This is a genomic window from Acinetobacter sp. WCHA39 (assembly GCF_002165385.1).
GTDB lineage: Bacteria > Pseudomonadota > Gammaproteobacteria > Pseudomonadales > Moraxellaceae > Acinetobacter.
This window is the reverse complement of the sequence record NZ_NHRP01000006.1, coordinates 87,682-112,549: the sequence shown is the minus strand read 5'-3', so window position 1 is coordinate 112,549 and position 24,868 is coordinate 87,682. Positions and strand designations below refer to the sequence as shown.

22 protein-coding genes and 1 tRNA gene are annotated in these 24,868 nt (G+C 37.6%); 15 read left to right on the top strand and 8 right to left on the bottom strand.

Annotated elements, in window-relative coordinates; genetic code table 11:
- The first annotated feature begins 23 nt into the window (after nt 1-23).
- The 4 genes from CDG56_RS04830 (at nt 24) to CDG56_RS04815 (ending at nt 4,299) form a co-directional block, all read left to right on the top strand.
- On the top strand, nt 24-722 hold the full coding sequence (locus CDG56_RS04830) for a YfgM family protein (protein WP_087547106.1): 699 nt from the start codon (nt 24-26) through the stop codon (nt 720-722).
- Nucleotides 722-1,864, top strand: a complete 1,143-nt coding sequence (gene bamB, locus CDG56_RS04825; protein WP_087547105.1) for an outer membrane protein assembly factor BamB — start codon at nt 722-724, stop codon at nt 1,862-1,864. Before CDG56_RS04830 ends, bamB begins: the two co-directional genes overlap by 1 nt.
- Before the next feature lie 176 nt (nt 1,865-2,040).
- The gene (der, locus tag CDG56_RS04820; RefSeq protein WP_005162290.1) at nt 2,041-3,450 is read left to right on the top strand and encodes a ribosome biogenesis GTPase Der; all 1,410 of its coding nucleotides are present in this window, start codon (nt 2,041-2,043) and stop codon (nt 3,448-3,450) included.
- A gap of 195 nt (nt 3,451-3,645) precedes the next feature.
- Complete coding sequence (locus tag CDG56_RS04815) at nt 3,646-4,299, top strand: 4'-phosphopantetheinyl transferase family protein (protein WP_087547104.1); 654 nt, start codon at nt 3,646-3,648, stop codon at nt 4,297-4,299.
- A gap of 94 nt (nt 4,300-4,393) precedes the next feature.
- On the opposite strand, the gene secF is transcribed toward CDG56_RS04815, so the two are convergent.
- From secF to queA, 7 genes are all read right to left on the bottom strand, one after another.
- Nucleotides 4,394-5,362 carry a protein translocase subunit SecF gene (gene secF, locus CDG56_RS04810; RefSeq protein WP_087547103.1) on the bottom strand — a complete coding sequence of 323 codons (969 nt, stop codon included), beginning with the start codon at nt 5,360-5,362 and terminating at the stop codon, nt 4,394-4,396.
- A gap of 10 nt (nt 5,363-5,372) precedes the next feature.
- Complete coding sequence (gene secD / locus CDG56_RS04805) at nt 5,373-7,274, bottom strand: protein translocase subunit SecD (RefSeq protein ID WP_087547102.1); 1,902 nt, start codon at nt 7,272-7,274, stop codon at nt 5,373-5,375.
- Nucleotides 7,275-7,325: 51 nt separating this feature from the next.
- Entirely contained in the window at nt 7,326-7,655 is a 330-nt protein-coding gene (gene yajC / locus CDG56_RS04800; RefSeq protein WP_087547101.1) for a preprotein translocase subunit YajC, read from the bottom strand.
- Between the two features lie 109 nt (nt 7,656-7,764).
- Nucleotides 7,765-8,895, bottom strand: coding sequence for a tRNA guanosine(34) transglycosylase Tgt (gene tgt / locus CDG56_RS04795; RefSeq protein WP_005162280.1), 1,131 nt, complete (start codon nt 8,893-8,895; stop codon nt 7,765-7,767).
- A gap of 192 nt (nt 8,896-9,087) precedes the next feature.
- Nucleotides 9,088-9,657, bottom strand: coding sequence for a LemA family protein (locus CDG56_RS04790; RefSeq protein WP_087535648.1), 570 nt, complete (start codon nt 9,655-9,657; stop codon nt 9,088-9,090).
- A 31-nt stretch (nt 9,658-9,688) separates the two neighbouring features.
- Nucleotides 9,689-10,717 carry a hypothetical protein gene (locus CDG56_RS04785; RefSeq protein ID WP_087547100.1) on the bottom strand — a complete coding sequence of 343 codons (1,029 nt, stop codon included), beginning with the start codon at nt 10,715-10,717 and terminating at the stop codon, nt 9,689-9,691.
- Nucleotides 10,718-10,730: 13 nt separating this feature from the next.
- On the bottom strand, nt 10,731-11,768 hold the full coding sequence (queA, locus tag CDG56_RS04780) for a tRNA preQ1(34) S-adenosylmethionine ribosyltransferase-isomerase QueA (protein WP_050041401.1): 1,038 nt from the start codon (nt 11,766-11,768) through the stop codon (nt 10,731-10,733).
- Nucleotides 11,769-11,949: 181 nt separating this feature from the next.
- Between queA and CDG56_RS04775 the strand changes: the two genes are divergently transcribed.
- The 8 genes from CDG56_RS04775 (at nt 11,950) to CDG56_RS04740 (ending at nt 21,439) form a co-directional block, all read left to right on the top strand.
- A tRNA-Leu gene (locus CDG56_RS04775) sits at nt 11,950-12,036 on the top strand.
- A gap of 511 nt (nt 12,037-12,547) precedes the next feature.
- Nucleotides 12,548-13,819 carry a sensor histidine kinase gene (locus CDG56_RS04770; protein ID WP_087547099.1) on the top strand — a complete coding sequence of 424 codons (1,272 nt, stop codon included), beginning with the start codon at nt 12,548-12,550 and terminating at the stop codon, nt 13,817-13,819.
- A gap of 73 nt (nt 13,820-13,892) precedes the next feature.
- A complete protein-coding gene (glnE, locus tag CDG56_RS04765; RefSeq protein ID WP_087547098.1) occupies nt 13,893-16,640 on the top strand; it encodes a bifunctional [glutamate--ammonia ligase]-adenylyl-L-tyrosine phosphorylase/[glutamate--ammonia-ligase] adenylyltransferase in 2,748 nt (915 codons plus the stop codon).
- A 26-nt stretch (nt 16,641-16,666) separates the two neighbouring features.
- Nucleotides 16,667-17,593 carry a branched-chain amino acid transaminase gene (locus CDG56_RS04760; RefSeq protein WP_004664837.1) on the top strand — a complete coding sequence of 309 codons (927 nt, stop codon included), beginning with the start codon at nt 16,667-16,669 and terminating at the stop codon, nt 17,591-17,593.
- Between the two features lie 144 nt (nt 17,594-17,737).
- Entirely contained in the window at nt 17,738-18,898 is a 1,161-nt protein-coding gene (locus CDG56_RS04755) for a nucleotide sugar dehydrogenase (protein WP_087547097.1), read from the top strand.
- Between the two features lie 173 nt (nt 18,899-19,071).
- Entirely contained in the window at nt 19,072-19,827 is a 756-nt protein-coding gene (locus CDG56_RS04750; RefSeq protein ID WP_087547096.1) for a glycosyltransferase, read from the top strand.
- A 40-nt stretch (nt 19,828-19,867) separates the two neighbouring features.
- Entirely contained in the window at nt 19,868-20,620 is a 753-nt protein-coding gene (locus tag CDG56_RS04745; RefSeq protein WP_171295101.1) for a glycosyltransferase family 25 protein, read from the top strand.
- Nucleotides 20,621-20,635: 15 nt separating this feature from the next.
- Nucleotides 20,636-21,439 carry a glycosyltransferase family 25 protein gene (locus tag CDG56_RS04740; RefSeq protein WP_087547094.1) on the top strand — a complete coding sequence of 268 codons (804 nt, stop codon included), beginning with the start codon at nt 20,636-20,638 and terminating at the stop codon, nt 21,437-21,439.
- On the opposite strand, the gene CDG56_RS04735 is transcribed toward CDG56_RS04740, so the two are convergent.
- Complete coding sequence (locus tag CDG56_RS04735) at nt 21,436-22,125, bottom strand: glycosyltransferase (RefSeq protein WP_087547093.1); 690 nt, start codon at nt 22,123-22,125, stop codon at nt 21,436-21,438. The genes CDG56_RS04740 and CDG56_RS04735 overlap by 4 nt on opposite strands.
- Nucleotides 22,126-22,262: 137 nt before the next feature.
- Between CDG56_RS04735 and CDG56_RS04730 the strand changes: the two genes are divergently transcribed.
- From CDG56_RS04730 to CDG56_RS04720, 3 genes are read left to right on the top strand one after another with little or no spacing between them, the layout of a single operon-like run.
- A complete protein-coding gene (locus tag CDG56_RS04730) occupies nt 22,263-23,036 on the top strand; it encodes a glycosyltransferase family 25 protein (protein WP_087547092.1) in 774 nt (257 codons plus the stop codon).
- Nucleotides 23,037-23,050: 14 nt separating this feature from the next.
- The gene (locus tag CDG56_RS04725; protein WP_087547091.1) at nt 23,051-23,902 is read left to right on the top strand and encodes a family 6 glucosyltransferase; all 852 of its coding nucleotides are present in this window, start codon (nt 23,051-23,053) and stop codon (nt 23,900-23,902) included.
- Nucleotides 23,832-24,863 (top strand): capsular polysaccharide synthesis protein, encoded by a 1,032-nt coding sequence (locus CDG56_RS04720; RefSeq protein WP_087547090.1) that lies wholly within the window; start codon nt 23,832-23,834, stop codon nt 24,861-24,863. Before CDG56_RS04725 ends, CDG56_RS04720 begins: the two co-directional genes overlap by 71 nt.
- Nucleotides 24,864-24,868 lie beyond the last annotated feature (5 nt).

Here is a 24,868-nt window from a genome sequence, read left to right as displayed (position 1 = left end):
ATATTTAGGGAAAGGACAATCACATGAGTTTAAGTGATGAAGAACAACTCGACCAATTAAAGTCTTTTGGCAAAAAATATGGTTCTGCCATGATTAGCGGGATTCTGATTGCCTTGATTGCCTTTTTCGGATGGGAATATTGGCAAAAGAAAAATTTAGCTGAGGCACAGAGTCAAACGGCGAAAGTACAAAAATTGATGGACGAAGCTAAGGCTGCATCAGGTCAACCAAATGCTTTCGCTACAGTATCTGAAGCAGCAGATAAAATTGTGAAAGATGATGCTGACTCGGTTCAGGCGATTCAAACCCAATTTATCTTGGCGAAGCTTGCTTATGATAAACAAGACTATGCTGCAGCTGAAAAAGCATTAAAGAAAGTTGAAAACTCAAAAGTTAAAGATGCGGGTTTGGTGCAAATTGTAAAAATACGTTTAGCGGATTCACAATTAGCACAAAAGAAATATGATGAGGCGCTGAAAACCTTATCAAACGTGACTGAACCAGCGTTTAAAGCAACTGCAGAAGAGTTACGTGGTGATATTTTTGTTGCAAAGAAAGATACTGCATCGGCGCAAAAAGCATATCAAAGTGCTTGGGATAGCCTCATTGAACGTAAACAAGAGCGTCAGCTTTTACAAATTAAACTCGAAAGCGTTGGTATTTTAGTAGATGATCCTGAAATTGAGCGCCCGATCTTAGATACCAAAGTGGATGAGTCTTAATGCAGAACAAACTAAAATTACCTTTGGCAATTGCAATTGCTTCAGCTTTATTAATTGGATGTTCAACCAATAAAGTAAAAGAAGTGAAACCGAATCCGTTGCCAAAAATTACGCAACAGCAAGGCTTAAATCTGGTCTTTTCTCAAAGTGTTTCGTCGACAAATGCAGCAGAAGCTTTACGCTTGCAGTTAGATACAGATAACGGTGTAATTTTTGCGATTGATCCAGATGGTCAGGTTTCTGCTTATAAAGCTAAGCAGCGTCTTTGGAAAAGTAAGGTTACTAAGCAAGAACTTACTGCTGGTGTAGAAGCGGGTGAGGGTATTGTCATTATTGGTAATCGTAAAGGTGAGTTATTTGCCTTAGATCAGGCTACTGGTAGCCAAAAATGGTCTGCCAAATTATCTGGTGCGATTTTGTCTCCTTCACTCATTCAATCGGGACGAGTTATTACGATTGCAAATGACGGGACTGTATTTGCGCATGATACTGTTACTGGACAGCAAGTGTGGGCATATAAATTACCAAACGTTCAGTTTAGTTTACGTGGTCAACCTGCACCCGTTCGTTTAGATGAACGTACAGTCGTTGTTGCATCCGCGAATGCTTATGTTTATGCATTGGATGTAATCAGTGGCGTGCCGCGTTTCCAACGTCGAGTTGCAGTAAGTGATGGTCGTTCGGATATTCAACGTTTGATTGATGTTGTCGGTGACCCAGTTGTTGCAGGTCAATATCTGGTAACAACCAGTTTCCAAGGGCAAGTTACAACTACTGATCTTACGACACAGCGTGTGGTGTGGAGTGAAGATGCAAGTAGTACGAATAGTGCTGAAGTTTCAGGTGATAAAGTTTTTGTCTCGACTGCAGATGGAAAATTGAAAGCTTATAATTTAGCGACAGGCGAACTTCTTTGGCAGAATGAGGAATTACTTAACCGTCAATTAAGTAATCCTGTGATGCTTGGACAGAACCTTGTGGTTGGCGATTTAGATGGAGTTATTCATTTGATTGATCCAAACACAGGGAAGTTGATTGGTCGTGCGAAAACTAGTGGTGAAGTCCGTTCATTGCGTGTGATTGATAATCAGCTTTACGTTGCAACTCGAAAAGGTGCATTAAGCATTTGGCAGAATCGTTAATTTTGCCTTAGCTTGTGGTAAAATATTTAATTAGCAATTGCTAATAAAAGAATGATCGGGGTATTTGTTTGAACAAAACCCCGAATTTTTATTGTGATTATTTGATCACCAAAATCTTCCATACTGTTTCTGATACGATGTCATCAATGATGGCTCGTCTGAATTAAGGTTAATTTATGAAACCCGTTATTGCGCTTATTGGTCGTCCAAACGTCGGAAAATCAACGCTATTTAACCAAATCACTAAAAGTCGTGATGCTTTGGTTGCTGACTTCGCTGGTTTAACTCGTGACCGCAAATATGGCGATGCGGTGTATCAAAATAAATCATTCATCGTCGTTGATACTGGCGGTATTGGTGAGAATGAAGGCGGTATTGACTCATACATGGCGGAGCAGTCAAAAACTGCCATCCATGAAGCAGATATCATTGTTTTTGTTGTGGATGCACGTGCAGGTTTGTTGGCATCAGATGAACAGATTGCCCGTGAATTGCGTACACTAGGTAAGAAAGTTTATTTAGTTGCCAATAAGGTTGATGGTGTTCATGCAGAAGCCGCGCTAGTTGAATTCTATAAACTTGGTATGGGAGAACCTATTCAAGTTGCGGCCAGCCATGGTCGTGGTGTGCAGCAAATGCTTGAGGAAGTATTAGCTGAAGTACCAGAAGATGAAAATCCTGAAGAACATAACAAAAATACAGGTTTGCGTTTGGCGATTATTGGTCGTCCAAACGTAGGTAAGTCAACTTTAGTCAACCGCTTGCTTGGCGAAGAGCGTGTAGTTGCATTTGACCAGCCCGGTACTACACGTGACTCAATTTATATTCCTTATGAGCGTGATGGTCGTCAATATACGTTGATTGATACTGCGGGCGTGCGTCGTAAAGGTAAAGTTGATGAAATGATTGAGAAGTTCTCAATCGTGAAAACATTACAAGCGATCAAAGATGCTCACGTGATTGTCGTTGTGCTTGATGCGCGTGAAGGGGTCGTTGAGCAAGATCTACATTTAATTGGTTATGCATTAGAAGCTGGTCGTGCCATGGTGATCGCCATTAATAAATGGGACAACATGACTGAATATGATCGTAAGCAATGTAAGCTTGATGTTGATCGCCGTTTTGACTTTATTCCTTGGGCGAAAGTACATTTAATCTCGGCATTACATGGAACTGGTGTGGGTGATTTATACCCAACCATTCATCGTGCTTATGATTCATCACATTTGAAAGTGTCACCAGCAAAATTAACGCAGATTTTGAATGACGCGACTGACGCGCATCAACCACCAATGATTAGTGGTAAGCGTATTAAAATGCGTTATGCGCATATGGGCGGACAAAATCCACCTACAATCGTGATTCATGGTAACAAAGTAGATAAAACACCTGCTGATTACCGTCGTTATTTGGAAAACGTGTTCCGTAAAGTGTACAAGCTGGAAGGTACACCAGTACGTATTGATTTTAAAACCTCAGAAAACCCATTTGAAGGTCGTAAATCTCAAGTTGATGAGCGTGTTGCAGCACGTAAACGTCGTTATATACAGAAATTTAAAAAGGCTGAGAAAAAATTTAAGCGTTAAGCTGATTTTGCCGTTAAAACCCAAACATTGTTTTGGGTTTTTTTATGCTTTTAATGTGACTCATGAGATAAGTTGCTCATGCACTTGCGAATGAAGTCTTAAGTTAGGCGATTAAACGAAATAAGCTTGATTATAATCTTCTAAGTTTTTATACAATCAGGTTTATATTGAACGATGTTTTGTTGAGTGAAGCTGATGGTGATACGTAAAATTGAAATACATATTCAAGCTTTGGCTTCACTTCTTGAGCGAGATAAAGCGGATTTCTCAGATTTTAGATCGTTTAATGATTATCAAAAACAACAGATTAAAGCCTATCGGGATCACCTTCTGGCAAATAAATTAAAGTGTTTAACGACTGATCTACAATTTTCAAAACATGAATACGGTAAGCCATTTTTAAGCTCTCATACCTTGGAATTTAATCATTCACATAGTCAAAAATACTATGCTTTGGCGATGAGCGAGCGTGTGAAAGAGATTGGTGTTGATGTGGAAGAGTTGGATCGGAAAGTTCGTTTTGATGCTTTGGCTCAACATGCCTTTCATCCTGAAGAATACCAAGCATGGTTGCAACAAGATCAAGACCCAGAGTATTGGCTCAGAGTATGGACGACTAAGGAAGCAATTCTAAAAGCATCAGGTTTTGGAATTAGACTGGATTTAAATAGTCTAAATACACAAGTTCATCCATCACATGATGGTGGAATGTGTACTCATCCTTTGATTGGAACATTTGCTTATCAAAATTTTGTTTTAAATCAGAAGATCGTGCTGACTATCGCATGGGGTGCAGAGCAGTCTTGTCGCGGTTTTCAATTTCCGCAGATTCAAATTATTCAACATTGATAAATGAAGAACGTACAACCCCGTGCTCTAATCTTAATCAAAAAAGCCAGCATTATGCTGGCTTTTTTGATTTGAATTTTACGATGATTCAGATTTAAGGAATTTCTTCTTCATCAAATTCAGGTTTAACTTGGACAATAAAATCTTGACGATTTAAACCACGCCATAAAGCAAATGCGGTACCAATATAAATAGATGAGTACGTACCAATAAAGATACCCACACACATTGCAATTGAGAACCAATGTAAACCATCACCTCCCCAGAACATCATGGCAAGAACCACGAGTAATAGCGTCATTGAGGTATGGATCGTACGGCGCAAGGTCTCTGTTAATGCGATATCTACAATTTCACGTGGTGTTGCTCCACGAATTTTACGGAAGTTCTCACGGATACGATCCGATACAACGATGTTATCGTTGAGTGAGAAACCCATTACCGCAAGTATTGCTGCAAGCACGGTTAAATCAAATTGCCATTGGAACAATGCAAACGTTCCGATGATAATTACGATATCGTGAAATAATGAGATTACGGCACCCATTGCAAGTTTAAACTCGAAACGAATGGTGACGTAGATCAGCATTAAGATCAAAGCAAGTGCAAGTGCACCTGCAGAGCGGATATAAAGCTCATTACCTACTTGACCGCCAACAGAGTCAACTTTATGAACTTCTGCTTGGTTATTTGGCAATTGAACTGCTTTAGTGATGGTATCGTTTAGATCTTCAACTTTAAGATCTTCTTGCACTGGCATACGTACAATCAGGTCTTTATTACTTCCTAATGTTTGTACAACAGCGTCTTTAAAGCCTGCTTTATCGAGTGCTTGAGCGACTTGAGCGGGTTGAACAGCGTCTTTGTAGTTGAGTTCAGCAGAGATACCTCCAGTGAAGTCCAAACCGAGATTCAGCCCTTTTGTGACGATAAAGAAAACGCTCGCAAGGGTAATCAAGATCGAGAAGATTGCAGCAGGTTTAGCAATCTTCATGAAAGGAATGATTTTTAGATCATCTGGGCGACCGTATTGTTTTGAGTCTTGTTGAGTCAGATCAGTCATGTGAATCTCCTTAAATACTCAACTTAGTCAAATTACGGCGTTTGCCATAAATGAGCTGGACGACAGCACGGGTCACAGTAATCGCAGTAAACATTGAACATACGATACCGATCATCAAGGTGACCGCAAATCCTTTGATTGGACCTGTACCAATTGCGAACAAGATAAATGCCACGATGAAAGTGGTTAAGTTCGAGTCAAAAATGGTGTTGTAGGCCCGATCATAACCCGCGATAATCGCTTGTTTAGGGGAGGCGCCCCAAAGCATTTCTTCTCGGATACGTTCGCAGATCAGTACGTTGGCATCAACCGCCATACCAATACCAATGACGATCCCCGCGATACCTGGTAAGGTGAGGGAAGCACCAATCCATGACATAAAAGTTAAAATCATGGCAAGGTTGAATACCAAGGCAAAGTTTGCAATTAAGCCAAACAGACGGAAGAAAACAACCATCCAAATTGCAACCAATAAGAAACCGATTTGAGTCGATAACACACCCTTATCAATATTCTCTTGACCAAGACTTGGACCAACAACACGCTCTTCTACAAAGTACATTGGTGCAGCTAAAGCACCTGCTCGAAGCATCAAGGCAAGTTCTGCTGCCTCTTGAGGTGAATCTAAGCCAGTGATACGGAATTGTGAGCCCAATACCGCTTGAATGGTTGCCGCATTGATGACCACAGATTCTGTATATGGTGTGCGTACTTCAGTTTGAGCACCCGTCTTAGGATCAGCAACATAAGAGATCTTTTGTTTATTTTCAATAAACAATACTGCCATACGTTTACCCACGGCATTACGTGTTGCATCTGCCATGAGCTTACCACCAGCGGTATCTAGGGTGATATTTACTTCAGCGCCGCCAGAATCTTGACTAAAACCAGAGCTTGCATTTTGAACACGCTCACCAGTCAAAATACGATTACGTTGTAAAAGAAGTTGACGACCGCTGTCCAGAGATTGATAAGCAAAAACCTCCGTACCCGGTGGAAGTGGTTGACCATTATATTTGCCAGTGTATTGATCAATATATTGATCATTACTGTCAGCAACTAAACGGAATTCTAAGTTCGCGGTACGACCTAATACACGTTTTGCTTCAGCAGTATCTTGAACACCCGGTAGCTCAACCACGATACGGTTACTACCTTGTGTTTGTACCAATGCTTCTGCTACACCAAGTTCGTTAATACGATTACGTAATGTAGTTAAGTTTTGGTTGACTGCATAAGACTGAATTTCTTGACGACGAGTATCTGTATAATTCAGTTTTAGAGTCGCGCCAGATGTCGTTGCAATGGCTTGTTGAGTAAACTCATTACTGTTACGACGTAAAAAATCTGCTGCGGCATCACGATCTGTATTGTCAGCAAATTGGATGGTAATGGTGTTATTACTTAAAGCAAGGTTATTAAATTTAATTTTGTTGTCACGAAATTGACGACGCAAATCAGTCGCAGATGTTTCCATACGCTGACCAATCGCTTTATCCATGTCGACTTCAAGCAAGAAATGTACACCGCCACGTAAGTCCAAACCGAGTTTCATCGGTTTAGCCCCAATCTTTCGCAACCATTCTGGTGTTGTTGGTGCAAGGTTGAGTGCAACCACATAGTCATCACCTAAGTCACGGCGCAACACTTCTTTGGCTTTTAACTGTGCTTCTGAAGAGTCTAAACGTAATAATGCCGCATTATTGGTGAAGCTATTGTCGTGACTGCTAATGTTGGCAGTTTTTAAAATCTGCTCCGCTTTTTGCACAATAGTTTGATCTATTTTTGTGCCTGCTTTAGCGCCTGAAATTTGGACAGCAGGTTCATCTGGATACAAACTAGGAAGTGCATATAACGTACTGATCACAAGTACCACAAGGATCAGTAAATATTTCCATGCAGGGTAACGCATTCGCTTTCTTCTTAAATGAAAAAGTCGTGCTGAGGCACGACTATCTTATGATTAAAGGTTATTTAGTGTGCCTTCAGGTAATACTGAAATGACACTCGCACGTTGAATTTTTACATCGACACCACGGCTGAGTTCAACGACTGCAAAGTCACCATCAAGTTTGGTGATTTTTCCCATCAAACCGCCTGCAAATACGATTTCACTGCCCACACCTAAGCTTTCGATTAAAGAACGATGCTCTTTAGCACGTTTTGCTTGAGGTCTCCAGATCAGGAAATAGAAGATTGCAATAAATACCGCAATCATCAATAAGTTTGCCATCAGGCTAGGGCCTTGTGCAGCCGCTGGAGCAGCGTGAGCAGTAGAAATTAAAAAGCTCATTTCGATTTCCTAAAATTAAAAAGTCAAAAATTAATAATAAAATTCCAATTCGTTTTGCAATGTACCTTGTCTTGCGGTCAGGCGCAAATCTTGATGCAATTCATTCACATTAGTCTTCAGGACATGCGGGAACTTCTAGACCACGACGTGCATAAAAGTCCTGAACATATTCGTCAAATGTGCCGTTATCCAATGCATCACGCATTCCTTGAGTCAGTCTTTGGTAATAACGCAAGTTATGAATGGTACCGAGCATAGATGCCAACATTTCTCCGCATTTCTCTAAATGATATAAATAGGCACGGGTGAAGTTTTTACAAGTGTAACAATCACAATGTGGATCTAAAGGTCCTTTATCATGACGATATTTACTATTACGGATTCTGACCAAACCATCAGTGACAAAATAATGACCATTACGTGCATTACGGGTTGGCATGACACAGTCGAACATATCGACACCACGGCGAACTGCTTCAACGATGTCTTCTGGTTTACCAACACCCATCAAATAACGTGGTTTGTCCTGTGGCATTTTGTTTGGTAAATAATCAAGCACCTTGATCATTTCTTCTTTGGGTTCACCAACTGATAAGCCACCAATTGCATAACCATCAAAGCCAACTTCTAATAAACCTTTAAGTGATTCATCACGAAGGTCTTCATACATACCACCTTGAATAATACCGAATAAGGCATTTTTATTCTTAAGCTCATCATGATGGTGGGTTTTACAGCGTTTAGCCCAACGCAAAGACAGTTGCAGAGATTTTTGCGCTTCTTCATGTGTTGCAGGGTAAGGAGTACATTCATCAAAGATCATCACGATATCTGAATTGAGTACATGTTGGATCTCCATTGAAATTTCTGGAGACAAAAACACCTTTGAACCGTCAATAGGAGAGCGGAAAGTTACACCTTCTTCTTTGATTTTGCGCATTGCGCCTAAGCTAAATACTTGGAAACCACCTGAGTCGGTCAAAATTGGTTTATCCCATTGGATAAACTCGTGTAAACCGCCATGCTCTTTAATCACTTCCAAGCCTGGACGTAAATATAAATGGAAGGTGTTACCTAAAATAATCTGTGCCTGAATTTCTTCAATGTCACGAGGTAACATGCCTTTCACTGTACCGTAAGTACCCACGGGCATAAATACAGGTGTTTCAACCACACCATGCTCTAACGTAAGTCGACCACGACGGGCACGTCCCGACTGACCTAATTTTTCAAATTTCATCACACATCCTGAGCAAGATCGAAGCACTGCTTTGAGCGCAGCGCAAGGCGAAAAAACAGTTCGCTGATCAAAAGCGGCTATTTTCCTTGATTATGGCGTGTAGTTCTACTACTAAATGTAGCGTAAGTTAAAAAATAAAAAAGCCAATCAAGATAAAGCTTAGATTGACTTGTATTCAAGTAAAAATAAATTTTAAAAATTCGGTTTATAGTCAAAATTTTCAGTTGCAAGATTATCCTTAAACGGGCGAATGGCTTTCTTGGATAAGGTGAGGGTATTGATCAGGTTGTTGGGGAACACCTCGATCTGGTTATTAAACAACTCTACGTTACGGTTGAATATCGTGATTGCCGCACCCACATTCTCGTTTTGTTCCTGAATATCATCCATCATCTTGCTATAAAGTGCATCAGCTTTCAGCTCGGGATAGTTTTCCACCACTACATTGAGGCTACGAATCAGTTCCTTACTCATTTTCTCAATCTGTTGTAATTGAGAAATATCGGTATCATTGACATTCAGATTCAGAATTTGTTGGCGTAATTCAGTCACTTTTTCCAAAGTTGATTTTTCAAACTGAGTATATCGATCTAATGTTGCTTCCAATGCTTCTAAAGTCTTTACTTTTTGGCGCTCAAAGTTGGCAACTTCTGACCATGCCCGTTTGGTGGCATTAAAATACCGTACGATGTTGTTGCGAATAGAAACGCCCCATACGATCAGCACCACAAAAATTCCCAAAAAAATCAGTAAACCGGTCATCGTCATTCCCCTTATTGTTATGGCTAAATGATTAGCTAATTAAATTCAGCATGAGCTGTTGAAACTTTTGATATTGCGGCATGGTCATGGTACGTAAATGTCCACGTAATGCTGGAATATCATGGATTTCACTACGTTTACTGGCGGTTTGGAAAAGGTTTTGTTCGCCGAGGTAACACAAAATTTGCTCTTCATGATGATAAATTAAATCACCAGTAAAATGTTGAAAAAAATCATGTAGCTTTAAGGTCAAACTTGGACTAATTTCTTTTGCTAATTGATGTTGATCGACCCCAAAAATATTTAGCTCTTGGTTAATTAAAATATCGCTGCTTTGCCATGAACTTGTATATGGTTCAAAAAAACGAGAACGTTTATTGCTGACCGCTATTCCTGAAGCAGGCATTTGAAAAATAAAAGCGCCCCATAGATCTTTGTGAATTTCTTTGGCAATTTTCTGATTGCTATTTTCTTCCTGAAAAATGGGGAGTTCACTGACATAGTGATATTGAAACAATAAAACTTGATGTTCAGTCGTACCATCATGCCATGTAGTTGAAGCATATTGGGTGATTTCGTTAGATTCAGTGCCACGATTAAATAATGGGAAAAATTGCTTCAATCTACTGATCACCAATAATGGCTGTGCTTGAATGGGTAAATAAGCGGGTAGCTGTTGAAATTGCAGACCATAACGTAAGACGGTCATGCGTTGTTCGAGATATGTAATGACCTGTGTGAGTGGCTCTTTCGGCTCATACAGTAAATACGCTAAAAAGCCAGTCAAAAAGGCAGCGAGGAGGCTAAAGATATACTGAATATGTGGGTGAAAAAAATAGCCAAATACTAATGTGCAGATGCTTACAATGCCTAAAATAAATGGCAATACATTAAAAAAGCATAAGCTATGATCATCACGCCACGGATGTAAAGCATCCAGCAAATCTTGATCACTGTGTGATTTTTGCCCTATATCCCAAAGCCGAGCAATATTGCGGAAAACCTGCGCATTTTTTTTTCGTCTTATATGTAAGGCTTGTTCTACAGTATCGATCGGCATCGTTATATTTAAATCAGGTGTTTAATTGATCCACTAGCATAGCATCACCATAGCTAAAGAAACGATAGCGTTGTTCAACAGCATGTTGGTAAGCCGCTAAAATGTGGTCTCGATTTGATAATGCAGAAACCAGCATCAGCAAAGTTGATTCTGGTAAATGGAAATTCGTAATCAAACGATCTACGATACAGAATTGATAACCTGGATAAATAAAGATTTGCGTATCACCTGTCCAAGCTGCAATTTTACCTTGATTAGCTTGCGCAGCACTCTCTAAGGCACGAGTCGCAGTCGTTCCAACAGCAATGACTTTATTACCACGAGCTTTAGTTTCTAAAATGAGATCAATTGTGGCTTGCGGCACATCACACCATTCACTGTGCATAATATGATTGGTGATATCGGTGGTACGTACAGGCATAAAGGTGCCTGCACCTACGTGTAAGGTCACAAAAGTTTTTTGCACGCCTTTAGCGGCTAATTTTTCTAATAAGCCTTGGTCGAAATGTAGGCTTGCTGTCGGCGCTGCAACACTGGCAATTTTTTCAGGATCGTGGAACACGGTTTGATAGCGTTCGGTATCAATCTCTTCTGCTTCACGATTGAAATAAGGTGGAATCGGGAGCTGACCGTATTGATCCAGCACCGACAAAATCGGTTGTGAAAACTTCACCACAAACAGATTTTCATGGCGGCCTTGTACGGTGACAGGTACGGCATCTTCACCGATATACAGTTCTGCGCCTGCTTTAGGCGAATTGCTTGATTTGATATGGCAATGCGCAGTGTGGGTGTCTAACATGCGCTCAACTAGGACTTCGATTGCACCACCTGTAGCACGTTTGCCTTTTAAGCGTGCTTTCATGACTTTAGTATCATTCAGTACCAGCAAATCACCTTCTTCAAGTAAATCAAGAATATCGGTGAAAACATGATCGTGATACTGACCTTGAGCATCGATATGGAGTAGGCGAGATGCGCTACGGCTATCTAGTGGGTAGCGAGCAATAAGTTCATCAGGAAGATCAAACGAAAAGTCGGAGAGTTGCATACATCTAAAACATTGCAAAAAATTGGATGTAGTATAGTCTTTTTTATGTTTTCTCGCTGAGTTCACGTGTTTATAAGCAGAAAAATATCTGAGTGATTTAAAAGTGAGCAATAAGCGGTAGTTAGTGTTTGACAATAAAATCAAACAGGTTATGATACGCAACACAAAGCATCGCACTCTTCCCGAGGTGGTGAAATTGGTAGACGCGGCGGACTCAAAATCCGCTGTCAGAGATGACGTGTCGGTTCGAGTCCGACCCTCGGGACCAAGATTCAAAGACCCCAAGCTGGTATTAAAAGCTTGGGGTTTTTTAATACTTATAGTTTTTAATTAAAAATTATGTTTCAAGAATAAAGGTTAACAAAGAATTGAATCTTAGACTTCATATTGAAAGCATTTATAATTTTGAATTATTTAAATATTTTACATCATAATTGTTTCTAAAGCGTTTAATGTTGATTCTTGGCTCCTTTTAATATGAAATGTAGCCACACTTATTATTGGAATCTTAGTTGCTTTTATTTCAGGAATATTATTTCTGAGTGTGGATGCATTGATTGAGATATATGATGATTTGAAAGTTCAACAAATTTCCAAAAATTAGATTCCCTACGGAATTAATTTAAGTTTAAATTTCATGAAAGTTCACGTTTTGTTGCGAATTGGTTTAAGAATGAATTGCCTTTTATGTTAAATTTTGTTAATAGTGGGTGATGGTTTTGACATTTTTCTTAGTGATTTGTAAATAACCGTATAACGATAATACACGAGAGGCGGGCATGGCTATTCAACTATTAGAATTACAGCAAGCCGATAAGTTAAGTGCTTGTAAAATTTCGCTTTCTTTGGGTTTGAATTCTGAGCAAAATTTACTTGAACAATTTTTACAGTTCGACCGTAAATTGATGCAAGCCGATACTGCTTTGCTCGCATTCCATCAAGAACCCTACCTTTGGCATTGTTGCGCAGAAAAGTTACACGTAGTTGATATTTCAAAAATTAGTAAAAGTCTAAATACACTATTTGTAAATGGTGATTTGATCGATCAACAACACCCTCAATATCAGAGCTTATTGGCCTTTCTAGCGCCATTTAAACGTAAAATACAAACTGCAATTGCAATACACTTAAGGCATCCAGATCAAACTTCATTAGGATATCTGGTTTTATTTGATGATGTTGCACAAGATTTCAGCGAACTACAAAAACAATTACTTCAAGAGCACTGTATGAGTTTTATGCAGAAACTGGAGTTAAAGGTCAATCATGACCAACTGAAAGAATTATACGAGCAAGAAGCCGCATTAAACTTTAGTAAAACTAAATTCTTTTCGATTATATCTCATGATCTACGAGCACCCTTTCATGGTCTATTAGGTTTCTCTGAAATATTGGCAAAAGAGCGTGACACTTTAGATGAATCTAGCATTCAGAATATCGCGGACTATCTTTACGATACTTCTCAGTCGACCTATAACTTGTTGGAAAGTTTATTAAATTGGTCGATGGCTGAAGGCGGGCGCTTTGTTTACCACCCGATTAATTTTAAGCTACGACAGATTACCAATATTGTTACGGATGTCTTAAAAACACTGGCGATCAAGAAAAATATCCAGTTGATTAATGAGGTGGATGAAAATCTTAAAGTTTATGCTGATATGAATATGATCACTTCCGTGATTCAGAATTTAGTATCCAATGCGCTGAAATTTACTGATATTGATGGTTCTGGCAAAGTCTTCATTCAAGCTCAAACTCAAGGTAACTTTGTTGAAATTTATATTAAAGATACTGGCTTAGGGATGACCCTTGAGCAGATTAAAACGCTATTTCAGCCGAGAATCACGGTCAGTTTTAAAGGTACTGCGGGTGAAAAAGGGGCGGGTCTAGGGTTAACATTGTGCAAACGGTTCGTTGATCTAAATCATGGTGAAATTAGTGTTAGCTCGAATGAGGGTGAGGGCACAATCTTTAAAGTTGTATTGCCTGCTGCAAACGAACAAATAGATTTATCTGTAGAACAGCATAAATCTAAAGCGAAATTAGCCTAAAGAGATTTTAAAGATAAGCGTGTAACTGATATAACTAATCCTAGATGATACGAGATTAGCCGAGCCTTTTTATATGAATGCGGAACAGCTACAGAAAACTTTAGTTGCCAGTCAATATGCTGAACAAGTTTTAAATTTATATCAAACACAATTAGAACAAGATTATTGCAAAGATCAATTTCTCCAATCACTTTCTACTGAAAGTATTCATGAAAAAGTTCAACAAGCTGTTGCTGATGTAACAGATGAGCACGCTTGGATGAAAGCATTACGAGTCTTGCGTGCAAAGTTGATGTTTCGCTGGATTTGGCAAGATGCTAATCAACTTACTAATGTGGTGACGCTGACACGTGAACTTTCTGATTTTGCCGATGCCTGTATCTGTGCCGCTAAGGCATTTGCACGGACTCCCCTGATTTTCAAACATGGCGAACCGATAGGTTATTCAGGTCAGGTTCAGGACTTGATTGTGATTGGCATGGGGAAGCTGGGCGCGCAGGAACTGAATCTTTCCAGTGACATTGACCTGATTTTTGCCTTCGATGAACAAGGCGAAACCAATGGACGTAAATGTATTGATGTACAGCAGTTCTGCATTCTATGGGGGCAGAAGCTGATTTATCTGCTTGATCATATTACTGCAGATGGTTTTGTATTCCGTGTCGATATGCGCTTACGTCCGTGGGGCGATGGTTCAGCCTTGGCGATTAGCCACAGCGGGTTAGAAAAATATTTAAGTCAGCATGGGCGTGAATGGGAACGCTATGCTTGGATTAAAGCACGTGTGATTACAGGTGAGAAAGCTGGCGCAGAACTCATGGAAATGTCGCGTCCATTCGTTTTTCGCCGTTATGTCGATTATTCTGCTTTCGCTGCGATGCGTGAAATGAAAGCGATGATTGAACGTGAAGTCATGCGTCGTAATATTGAAGATGATATTAAATTGGGCGCAGGTGGTATCCGTGAAATTGAATTTATTGTTCAAGTTTTTCAGTTAATTTACGGAGGCTCGAAACGTGAATTACAAGATCGTCAATGTTTGGTAAGTCTACATCATTTGGGAAATGCTGAATTACTTGATCAACGGGCTGTAATTGATCTTGAAGATGCTTATTTATTTTTAAGACGGATTGAGCACGCAATTCAAGCACTCAATGACCAGCAAACCCAATCTCTGCCGACTGAACCTGAATTAAGACAACGCATGTTAGATACGTTAGGATTTAACGATTGGTCTGCTTTCTTAGCGGTTTTGAATCAAAAACGCGACAAAGTTAAAGTTCAGTTTAAAAAACTTATTCAGGAAAAAGAATTTGCTGAGCCCGTAGATGACTTTGTTCAGCTTGAGCAAAAACTGAATACGGTACTGGATGATGGTGCAAAGAATCTAATTCAAAACTTTTGGCATGGACAAGCACTAAAAAAAATTCCCGCGAGTGCTTTAGAGCGCTTAAAGAAATTCTGGCCACACTTGATCGAAGCGATTTTACAGTCAGATCAGCCACAAGTCGCTTTGTTGCGATTAATGCCTTTGGTTGAATCTGTACTTCGCCGTACGGTGTATTTGGTCATGCTCATGGAAAGCCGTGGTGCTTTACAACGATTAGTTAAGATGGCGACGGTTAGTCCATGGATTTGTGAAGAGTTAGCACAATATCCAGTCCTGTTAGATGAATTCCTTTCTATGGATTTTGGTTTACCGCAGCGTAAAGACTTAGAAGATTCACTACGTCAACAATTATTACGTATCGAAATTGATCAAGTTGAAGATCAAATGCGCGTTTTACGTCTATTTAAGAAGAGCAATGTATTAACTGTTGCTGCAAGCGATGTTTTAGCTGAAAGTCCATTAATGAAAGTGTCAGATGCATTGACGGATATTGCTGAAGTTAGCGTCCAAGCGACGCTTAATTTAGCTTATGAAGCGGTTGCTGAGCGACATGGTTATCCTTTAGGCAATAATGGTCAGCGTTGTAGTTTGGATAACAAAGGTTTTGCTGTGATTGGATATGGCAAGCTGGGTGGGATTGAGTTGGGTTATGGTTCTGACCTTGATCTGGTGTTTATTCATGCACTTGAGGAACAAAGTGAAACCGATGGCAAGAAAAGCATTAGTGGTGCCGAGTTCGCCATTCGGGTGGCACAAAAGTTTATGTCTTTAATGACGACGCAAACCTTAGATGGGCGTGTTTATGAAATTGATACCCGTTTACGTCCATCGGGTGAGGCGGGGATGTTAGTCACCAGCTTAAAAGCGTATGAGCAATATCAACAAAAAAGCGCGTGGCTTTGGGAACATCAAGCTTTAGTACGCGCCCGTTCGATTGCGGGTGATGTGAATTTGTGTCAGCTATTTGAGCAGATTCGTTGTCAGATTTTGACTCAAAAACGAGATGAAAATGTCGTGCGTGAAGAAGTATTGAAAATGCGTCAAAAAATGAAAGACCATTTGGGATCGTCTTCTGAACAAAAAAAACATGGCATTTTTCATTTAAAACAGGATGCAGGTGGTATCGTTGACATCGAATTTATGGCACAGTATGCAGTGCTTGCATGGGGCGGGACGAATCCAGATCTTGCCCATTATTCTGATAACGTAAGAATTCTTGAAGATGCTGCTCGAGCAGGCTGCTTATCCAGTGAAGATGCCACAGCACTCATCCATGCTTATCTCCGTGAACGAGCTGAGAGCCACCGTTTAGCGCTTGCAAATCAATCTATGCAAGTCAATGCTGCGGATTGGCACGATACCCGAGAGATCGTTTGCAAGTTATGGCAAAGGTTAATTGATCCAACTGCAATAGCATTGGAAAGTGAATGATTGTGTAAAAATTTGGAGTATGTGCCATGAATTTGGCTGATCGTGATGGTTTTATTTGGCAAGATGGAAAATTAGTTGATTGGCGTGATGCAAAAATTCACGTCTTAACACATACATTACATTACAGTATGGGTGTTTTTGAAGGCGTCCGTGCTTATGAAACCCCAAATGGTACAGCAATCTTCCGTTTGCAAGATCACACTAAACGCTTATTAAATTCAGCAAAAATTTATCAAATGAATGTACCATTTGATCAAGCGACTTTAGAGCAGGCGCAGATTGATGTTGTGCGTGAAAATAAATTGGTTTCAGCTTATTTGCGCCCTCTCATTTGGATTGGCTCTGAGAAACTAGGAATTGCTGCAACAGACAATACCATCCATGCTGCTGTAGCAGCTTGGTCATGGGGTGCATACCTTGGTGAAGAAGCGATGGCACGTGGTATTCGTGTTAAAACATCATCATTTACGCACCACCATCCAAACGTGACGATGTGTAAAGCAAAAGCATGTGGTAACTATACCGTATCGATTTTGGCACACCAAGAAGTTGCACGTTCAGGTTATGACGAAGCAATGTTGCTTGATCCTCAAGGCTTTGTTTGTCAAGGTGCAGGCGAAAACGTATTCTTAATCAAAGATGGTGTTTTGCATACACCTGACTTGGCAGGCGGTGCGTTAGAAGGGATTACCCGTCAAACCGTAATTACCATTGCCAAAGACCTTGGTTATGAAGTGGTTGAGCGTCGTATCACACGTGATGAGTTTTACATCGCTGATGAAGCATTCTTTACCGGTACTGCTGCGGAAGTAACGCCAATTCGTGAATATGATGACCGTGAAATCGGTTGTGGTTCACGTGGCCCGATTACCACTGTTATTCAAAAAACTTTCTTTGATGCAGTACAAGGTCGTAACGATAAATATGCACATTGGTTGACTTATGTAAAATAAGATCAAACCAGATCAATTAAGCGAAGCTCAGGCTTCGCTTTTTTTATTGCTGAGTTGTCAATAGATTGCAACTAAATCATCATCAATCTTTCATTTAATTTGATTACGGTAAACTTTAAGTGCAATTAAAACAATAGAGAAGCAATGAAAATTACTGTTGTAGGTGCAGGTTATGTTGGCTTATCCAATGCTTTATTATTTTCAAAACAACATGATGTGATGGTCTACGATATTGATAAAACACGCGTAAAGAACATTAATCAGCGCGTATCTCCGATGAGTGATACCTGTATTCAAAACTATTTATCTGAGTCTAATATTGAAGCGACTTGTGACCAAGAGCTGGCTTATCAACAGGCTAAACTGATTATTATCGCAACCCCCACCAACTATAATCCTGAAACAAACAATTTCGATACATCGAGTATTGAAAACGTTATTCATAGTATTCAAAAAATAAATCCTAAAGCGTTGATGTTGATCAAATCTACAGTTCCAGTTGGCTATACCAAGGAACTTTCTAAAAAACTTGCTTTAAAGAATCTTATTTTTTCTCCTGAATTTCTAAGAGAGGGGCAAGCTTTACAAGATAATTTATACCCGTCACGGATTATTGTGGGGGAAAAGTCAAAGCGAGCTGAGAAAATTGCCAAGCTTTATTTGAAAGCAACCATAAAAAAAGATGCGGTATTGTTATGTGTTGACTCAACGGAAGCAGAAGCAATTAAGCTGTTTTCAAATACTTATTTGGCGATGCGAGTTGCTTTTTTTAATGAGTTGGATACCTATTGTCTAAAAAACAAATTGAGTGCTTTAGATATAATTAAAGGGGTGGGATTAGATCAACGCATCGGTGATCACTACAATAATCCTTCTTTTGGTTATGGAGGTTATTGCTTGCCTAAAGATACCAAGCAGCTTTTAGCTAATTATGATGATACTCCTCAAGAACTGATTTCAGCGATCATTCGCTCTAACCAGACTCGTAAGCAAGCGATTATTGAAGATATACTGAGTCGAAATGTCACTTGTGTTGGTATTTATCGACTAACCATGAAAGCCGACTCAGATAATTTTAGAGAGTCAGCTGTACATGATGTGCTGAGTGGTTTGGCGGATGCAGGAATCCAAGTCGTGATCTATGAACCCACATTGGGTGTGAAAGCGTACCTTGGTCATCCTTTAATGTCGAGTCTACAAAAATTTAAAGCAATCTCTGATTTGATTATTGTCAATCGTATGGTGCCGATGTTTAGTGACGTGATGGAAAAAATATATACACGAGATTTATTTGGGATAAATTAGCGCTTAAATGATTAAACAAAACTATAAACAATCCTCCTAGTTTGGTGAATTAATAATAATTTTTTTGATAACGCCTATGCTAAGATAGCCCAATATTCAGTGCATATTGTTTTAAAACGCTTGGTACGAAAATCGCAACGCGAAAATAATATCTAAGGCATTAAGGTTATCAGATGGCAGACATTCAACAAGATTCAGCAACTCATGAAGACAATATTATTTTGTGCATGAAATGGGGAACGAAGTACGGTCCAGAATATGTCAATCGTCTGTATAACATGGTCAAACGTCATCTGACTTTACCCTTTAAAATGGTTTGTTTGACGGATCGTACAGAAGGTATTGATCCGAATGTACAATGCTTTCCAATCCCTCCATTAGATCTACCAGCAGGTAGTCCTGAACGCGGTTGGAACAAACTTTCTACTTTCGAGCCAGATTTATATGGTCTAAAAGGCAATGCTTTATTCTTAGATCTTGATGTTGTGATTGTGGATAATATTGACTGCTTTTTTCAGGAGAAAGGTGAGTTTTTAATTATCCACGATTGGAAAAGACCTTGGCGTATAACGGGCAATAGTTCTGTATATCGTTTTAAATTAGGCGGATTTCCTGAAATCTTGCCTTATTTCCGTGAAAACTTTGATGAGATTCGTCAAAAATTTCGTAATGAACAAGCTTATTTATCATGGTTCGTTGATGCACATGGAACTTTGAGTTATTGGAACGAAGATTGGTGTAAAAGTTATAAATATCATTGTTTACAAAAGATTCCATTAGCATATGTGAAGCCGCCAGTAAAACCGAAAGGTGCAAAAATTATTATTTTCCATGGCGAAATTAATCCGCCCGATGCCGTAAATGGTGGTGGTGGTAAATGGTATCGTTATGTATTGCCTTCGGATTGGATTAAGGACGCTTGGCAGTAATTAGATAATCTGTACATTTATTAATATATTAGGTCAAATCGTGAAAATTTCTTTTTATTTAATTAATTTGGATTCAAGTTTAGAACGTTTAAATAAAGCAGATACAGAATTGAGTAAACAAAAAATTAACTATACTCGTATTTCCGCTATTGATGGACGTAAACTTGAACTTTCCTCATATTCAAATTATGATAGTAAAAGATCTCATATTTTTACTGGAAGAGATTTAATAGGTGCTGAAATAGGTTGCTATTTAAGTCATAAAAAAGCAGTTGAAACTTTTTTATTGTCTGGTTCAGATTATGGTGTCATTTTAGAAGATGATTTAAGATTAAATGAGGATTTTAATCAAAAAGTTATAGAAATTATAAAATGGCTGGAAAATAATAAATATACAGATTGGAATGTTATTAACCTAGGTGCAAAAAAGAAAAAACTAACATCTAAAATTGCTGAATTCGGTAACTATGAGCTATTAAATGCTTATTATTTTCCAATATTAGCTATAGGATTAATTTGGTCAAGAAAAGGTGCACAGGATTTTTTAGAAAAGATTAATGATCAGCCTATTTTTATGCCCATTGATGTAGAGTTACAAGCATGGCTAAGTAAAAATGGTAAAGGCTTATCAGTTTACCCTGCATTAGTACTCCAAAATGGTTCGGAGAGTGATATTGATGCTGGAACCTTAATAAATCAGCAAAAGAGTTTACGTGCAGATCGTTTTTTTCCTCGCCAGAAACGGATGTGGATGAATAAATGGAATGCATGTAAAAAACTTTTAGAGAAATGAATTAGGCTATTAAAAATGAAAGTTTTAATGATCAATTTAGATGGTTCCAAAGATCGTTTACAGCAGCAAAATGAACAATTTGATAAATTAAAAGTTGTATTTGAGCGTTTACCTGCAGTTTCAATTGCTGATTTTAGCAAAGGTGATTATCAAAAATTAGCCTTCAATGGTCAAAGACCAATGAAACAATCTGAGTTAGCTTGTTTTTTGAGTCACAAAAAAGCATGGGAGTACATTGTTACATTAAATGAACCTTGTGTTGTTTTAGAGGACGATGCTGTTTTAGTACGAGAATTTAAACAAATTATTAAGGCGGTAACTAATTTAGAAAATATCGATTTTATAAATTTAGAGGTGCATGGACGTAGAAAGTTAATTGCAAAATCGGCTACATTTGATTTAACTGATGATCATTTTCGATTATTTAGTTTATATCAAGATAGAAGTGGAACAGGGGGATATATTCTGTACCCAAGTGGTGCAAAAAAACTTCTAGATTTCATGGAAAAGAGAGCAATTGGTTTAGCTGATGAGTTTATTTATAGTTGTAGATCATTAGAAGCTTATCAAATTGAGCCAGCAGTTTTACTTCAGAGCGATAAATGTGAAATGTATGGGGTCAAGCCGATGGACGATATGCATTCAATTATCGGTCAAGTTAAAAATACAGTTTCTTTTGAATTATCTATAATAGAAAAAATTCAATTTAAATATAGAAGAATAATAGCTCAAATTATTTTGGGCTATTATTACCTTTTATTTATGTGTAAAGGTGCTGTTAAAAGAGAAATTAAGGTTGAACCTAAGAGATTTGATTAACCAAAAATTTTTGCTTTAGTTTTTTGCCACCATGTTATTTTAGGTGGATTAGCTAAGCTATTTTCCCAGCCAATATGGTGACACACACCACTTTTTAAGAAAAGATTATATTGGTTTCTTTTTCGGAACCAACGTGAAATATGTCGTTCTTTTTTAAAGTTCTGAAATCCTTGTGTTGCTTTCCACATAGTAATCGGTGAAATATGGGGGTTAAAAGTGAAACCGTGCCATTGATCATGGAGTTTGGTAAGTTTTGCAGTAGTTATATCACTATTTTGAATAAATTGGATCTTATTAAATTCTTCTTCTGTAAAAGAAAAGTCAGATAACTTTCTTAATACAATAGAGGTTGCTGAAGTGTCATCTTTTAAAATATTTATATATTCTTCAATCTGAATAGGTTGATCAAACAGCCAATCATCTTCACAATGAAAAATGTAGTTCGTCTTAACTTGAGCATACATTAAATCCACGGCTTTGTGATGTCCAACTTGTTCTGAAAGGTTAATCAGTATTCCTGTAGGACATAGTTCTCGAAAAACTTGATTGGTTTCCTCATCACGAAAATCATTGATTGCAATAATATGTTCAAAACTAATCTGGTTGAATAGGCTTTCTAGAGTTTGACGTAATAGTTCTGGGCGTCGGCCAATAGTAAGGCAAAGTGTAATATCTTGTGCTTTCAATGATCATTCTCCAGAACAGTTCATAGCCAATATGATTGTAGATATTTGTGATTGTAGGACGAATTCATTGTATACTCAAATAATATTGAATACACTGCATCTACAATAATGCTGGAGATTTGTTAGGTTATTTTACGATGAAAAATTATGTCATAAGTTTAAAAACAGCCTCAGATCGAAGACAGCATATTGAAAATCAATTTAGTCATCATCAAGTTGAATATCAATTTTTTAACGCATTAACGCCAGATTTAGCGGCAACCATGGCTGATAAATTAAAATTAAATGTAAATGAAAAGTTTTTAGCGAAAACTGAATTAGCATGTTTTATGAGCCACGTTGCGCTTTGGCAAAAAATGCTCGATGAAAATATTAGTTATATGGCAATTTTTGAAGATGATATCTATTTAGGTGATGATGCAAATTTTTATTTGAATAGTCATGACTGGATTGATCCAAATTGGAATGTAATAAAGATTGAAGCATTTAATGAGCGTGTTTTGATTGGGAAACCATATGTCCAGTTGGAAAAAGGAAATCGGTCTGTATCTAAATTAAAAAGCTGTAATTTAGGTACGGCTGGTTATATACTTTCTATAAAAGGTGCAAAAGAATATTTAGAATACATTCAATCTATTGAATTAATACCTTTAGATCAATTGATGTTTAATCAGTATGTTTTAAATAAAAAAAATAATATTTATCAAATGAATCCAGCGCTATGTATTCAGGAAATGATTTTATACCCTGAAAAGAGTAAAACCTCTTTGGTTAGTGATCTATATAATGAACGTCAACAAAGAATGAAAAATAATAAAAAGAAAGGCTGGTCTAAAATAAAATTAGAAATTTATCGGATATATATGCAATTATTTAGTATTATTGCTTATAAAACTATTAAGTTTAAATAATGAGAAATATAATTATGAGTGATATTAATCAAAAAACTGTAGCCGTCTTATACATCGCAACTGGACGATACACTGTTTTTTGGAAATATTTCTATGAATCTGCTGAGAAATATTTATTAAATAACTGTTTAAAGCATTATTTTGTTTTTACAGATAATTCAGAGGATATTTCTGGGAAAAGTAGGGGTAATGTTACTTGTATACAGCAAAATAAATTAGGCTGGCCTTTTGATACATTAATGCGCTTTGATATTTTTTTATCGATTAAGGATCAGCTAGAAGCATTTGATTATGTATTTTTCTTTAATGGGAATTCTGAAATAGTATCTGAAATCACTTCAGATGATCTACTACCATTAAGAGAAGATCAAAAGTTAGTATTTGCTCATCAGCCACATATGTTCCATTTATCTAAACGTAAATTTACATATGATAGAAATCCTGAATCTTCAGCCTATATTCCAAATGGTCAAGGTCAATATTATTTTATGGGTGGGATTAATGGGGGAGACACATCAGCATACTTGGAAATGTGTGAAAAATTAAATCAGAATATAAAATCTGATTTAGAGAAAGACGTTATTGCGCTATGGCATGATGAAAGCCATTTAAATAAATATGCATTAAATCGTGATGATGTAAAAATTTTACCACCTCTTTTTAGTCGTGGTGAGTATGAATACTGGAAAAAAACATCAAAAGTAGTATTCCTAGACAAATCACATTATCGATTTGGTGGACATGCATATTTACGTGGTGAGAGTGAGCATAAAATTAGTCAGGTAGAATGGGAAAATGCAAATACAAAACAATCAAAATTCTACAAAGTTAGATTCAAACAATTTATCAAATCTCTTCTCTTATGAAACTGATTTTGTTCGTTTAATTTATAAGTTGCATACAAAGCCTTGGCGAATTTTGTACTTTGGATTCATCCCAAAAAAATTAAGAAAGAAATATAATCTGATAGCAGACCGATCTAAACAAGCATCAGTGGCTGATGCTTGGGAGAAAATGATTAATCTATATCAAGATAATAAAATTGAACATTTTCAACTGAAACCAAAGAAGACATTTTTAGATCAAAAAATAATTTGGCAGTATTGGGCGCAAGGTGTTAATCATGGTCAGTTACCTGAAATTGTTAATTTATGCTTTAAATCAGTAGATAAATACTGTGCTGATTATAAAATTATCCGATTGGATGATAGTAATATAAATGATTATTTGGATTTGCCTGACTTTGTATATTTAAAGAAAAATAACCCTGAATTTAAACATGCTTTTTTTGCGGATTTAATTCGATTAGCATTACTTGATGTTTATGGGGGTACTTGGTTAGATGCAACTATTATGTTAACGTCTCCAATTAAAGAAAATATTGCTGATTCTGATTTTTTTATGTTTCAAAGATCATCAGAAGCTAAAAACAAACGTTATTGGTCTGAGTATAATTCTGATTACTTTGATTGGGATAGTAATCACCGTATTAATGTTCTAAATAGTTTTATTGTTGGTAAAAAAGGAAATATTGTTATACACACATGTTTAGATCTATTGTTGAATTTTTGGAAAACGCAAAATAATATTCCTCATTACTTTTTCTTCCAAATTTTATTTGATGTTTTAATCAATAAATATTTTTCAGATCAACAATCTATGATTGTAGATGATACTTTACCCCATTTATTACAATCTAAAGCTAATAATTTTTATGATCAGACTGAATTTAATAAAATTCTTAGCCTAATTAATATTCATAAAATGACATATATTGCTAATTCGCCACAGAACTCTTTTTATAATTATTTAAAAGATAATATTTAGTTTGA

What these genes read in the sequence shown, in the direction of transcription:
- CDG56_RS04830 (WP_087547106.1), top strand. Translation starts at nt 24, where the DNA reads ATGAGTTTAAGTGATGAAGAACAACTCGACCAATTAAAGTCTTTTGGC.
- bamB (WP_087547105.1), top strand. Translation starts at nt 722, where the DNA reads ATGCAGAACAAACTAAAATTACCTTTGGCAATTGCAATTGCTTCAGCT.
- der (WP_005162290.1), top strand. Translation starts at nt 2,041, where the DNA reads ATGAAACCCGTTATTGCGCTTATTGGTCGTCCAAACGTCGGAAAATCA.
- CDG56_RS04815 (WP_087547104.1), top strand. Translation starts at nt 3,646, where the DNA reads ATGGTGATACGTAAAATTGAAATACATATTCAAGCTTTGGCTTCACTT.
- secF (WP_087547103.1), bottom strand. Translation starts at nt 5,362, where the DNA reads ATGACTGATCTGACTCAACAAGACTCAAAACAATACGGTCGCCCAGAT.
- secD (WP_087547102.1), bottom strand. Translation starts at nt 7,274, where the DNA reads ATGCGTTACCCTGCATGGAAATATTTACTGATCCTTGTGGTACTTGTG.
- yajC (WP_087547101.1), bottom strand. Translation starts at nt 7,655, where the DNA reads ATGAGCTTTTTAATTTCTACTGCTCACGCTGCTCCAGCGGCTGCACAA.
- tgt (WP_005162280.1), bottom strand. Translation starts at nt 8,895, where the DNA reads ATGAAATTTGAAAAATTAGGTCAGTCGGGACGTGCCCGTCGTGGTCGA.
- CDG56_RS04790 (WP_087535648.1), bottom strand. Translation starts at nt 9,657, where the DNA reads ATGACCGGTTTACTGATTTTTTTGGGAATTTTTGTGGTGCTGATCGTA.
- CDG56_RS04785 (WP_087547100.1), bottom strand. Translation starts at nt 10,717, where the DNA reads ATGCCGATCGATACTGTAGAACAAGCCTTACATATAAGACGAAAAAAA.
- queA (WP_050041401.1), bottom strand. Translation starts at nt 11,768, where the DNA reads ATGCAACTCTCCGACTTTTCGTTTGATCTTCCTGATGAACTTATTGCT.
- CDG56_RS04770 (WP_087547099.1), top strand. Translation starts at nt 12,548, where the DNA reads ATGGCTATTCAACTATTAGAATTACAGCAAGCCGATAAGTTAAGTGCT.
- glnE (WP_087547098.1), top strand. Translation starts at nt 13,893, where the DNA reads ATGAATGCGGAACAGCTACAGAAAACTTTAGTTGCCAGTCAATATGCT.
- CDG56_RS04760 (WP_004664837.1), top strand. Translation starts at nt 16,667, where the DNA reads ATGAATTTGGCTGATCGTGATGGTTTTATTTGGCAAGATGGAAAATTA.
- CDG56_RS04755 (WP_087547097.1), top strand. Translation starts at nt 17,738, where the DNA reads ATGAAAATTACTGTTGTAGGTGCAGGTTATGTTGGCTTATCCAATGCT.
- CDG56_RS04750 (WP_087547096.1), top strand. Translation starts at nt 19,072, where the DNA reads ATGGCAGACATTCAACAAGATTCAGCAACTCATGAAGACAATATTATT.
- CDG56_RS04740 (WP_087547094.1), top strand. Translation starts at nt 20,636, where the DNA reads ATGAAAGTTTTAATGATCAATTTAGATGGTTCCAAAGATCGTTTACAG.
- CDG56_RS04730 (WP_087547092.1), top strand. Translation starts at nt 22,263, where the DNA reads ATGAAAAATTATGTCATAAGTTTAAAAACAGCCTCAGATCGAAGACAG.
- CDG56_RS04725 (WP_087547091.1), top strand. Translation starts at nt 23,051, where the DNA reads ATGAGTGATATTAATCAAAAAACTGTAGCCGTCTTATACATCGCAACT.
- CDG56_RS04720 (WP_087547090.1), top strand. Translation starts at nt 23,832, where the DNA reads ATGCAAATACAAAACAATCAAAATTCTACAAAGTTAGATTCAAACAAT.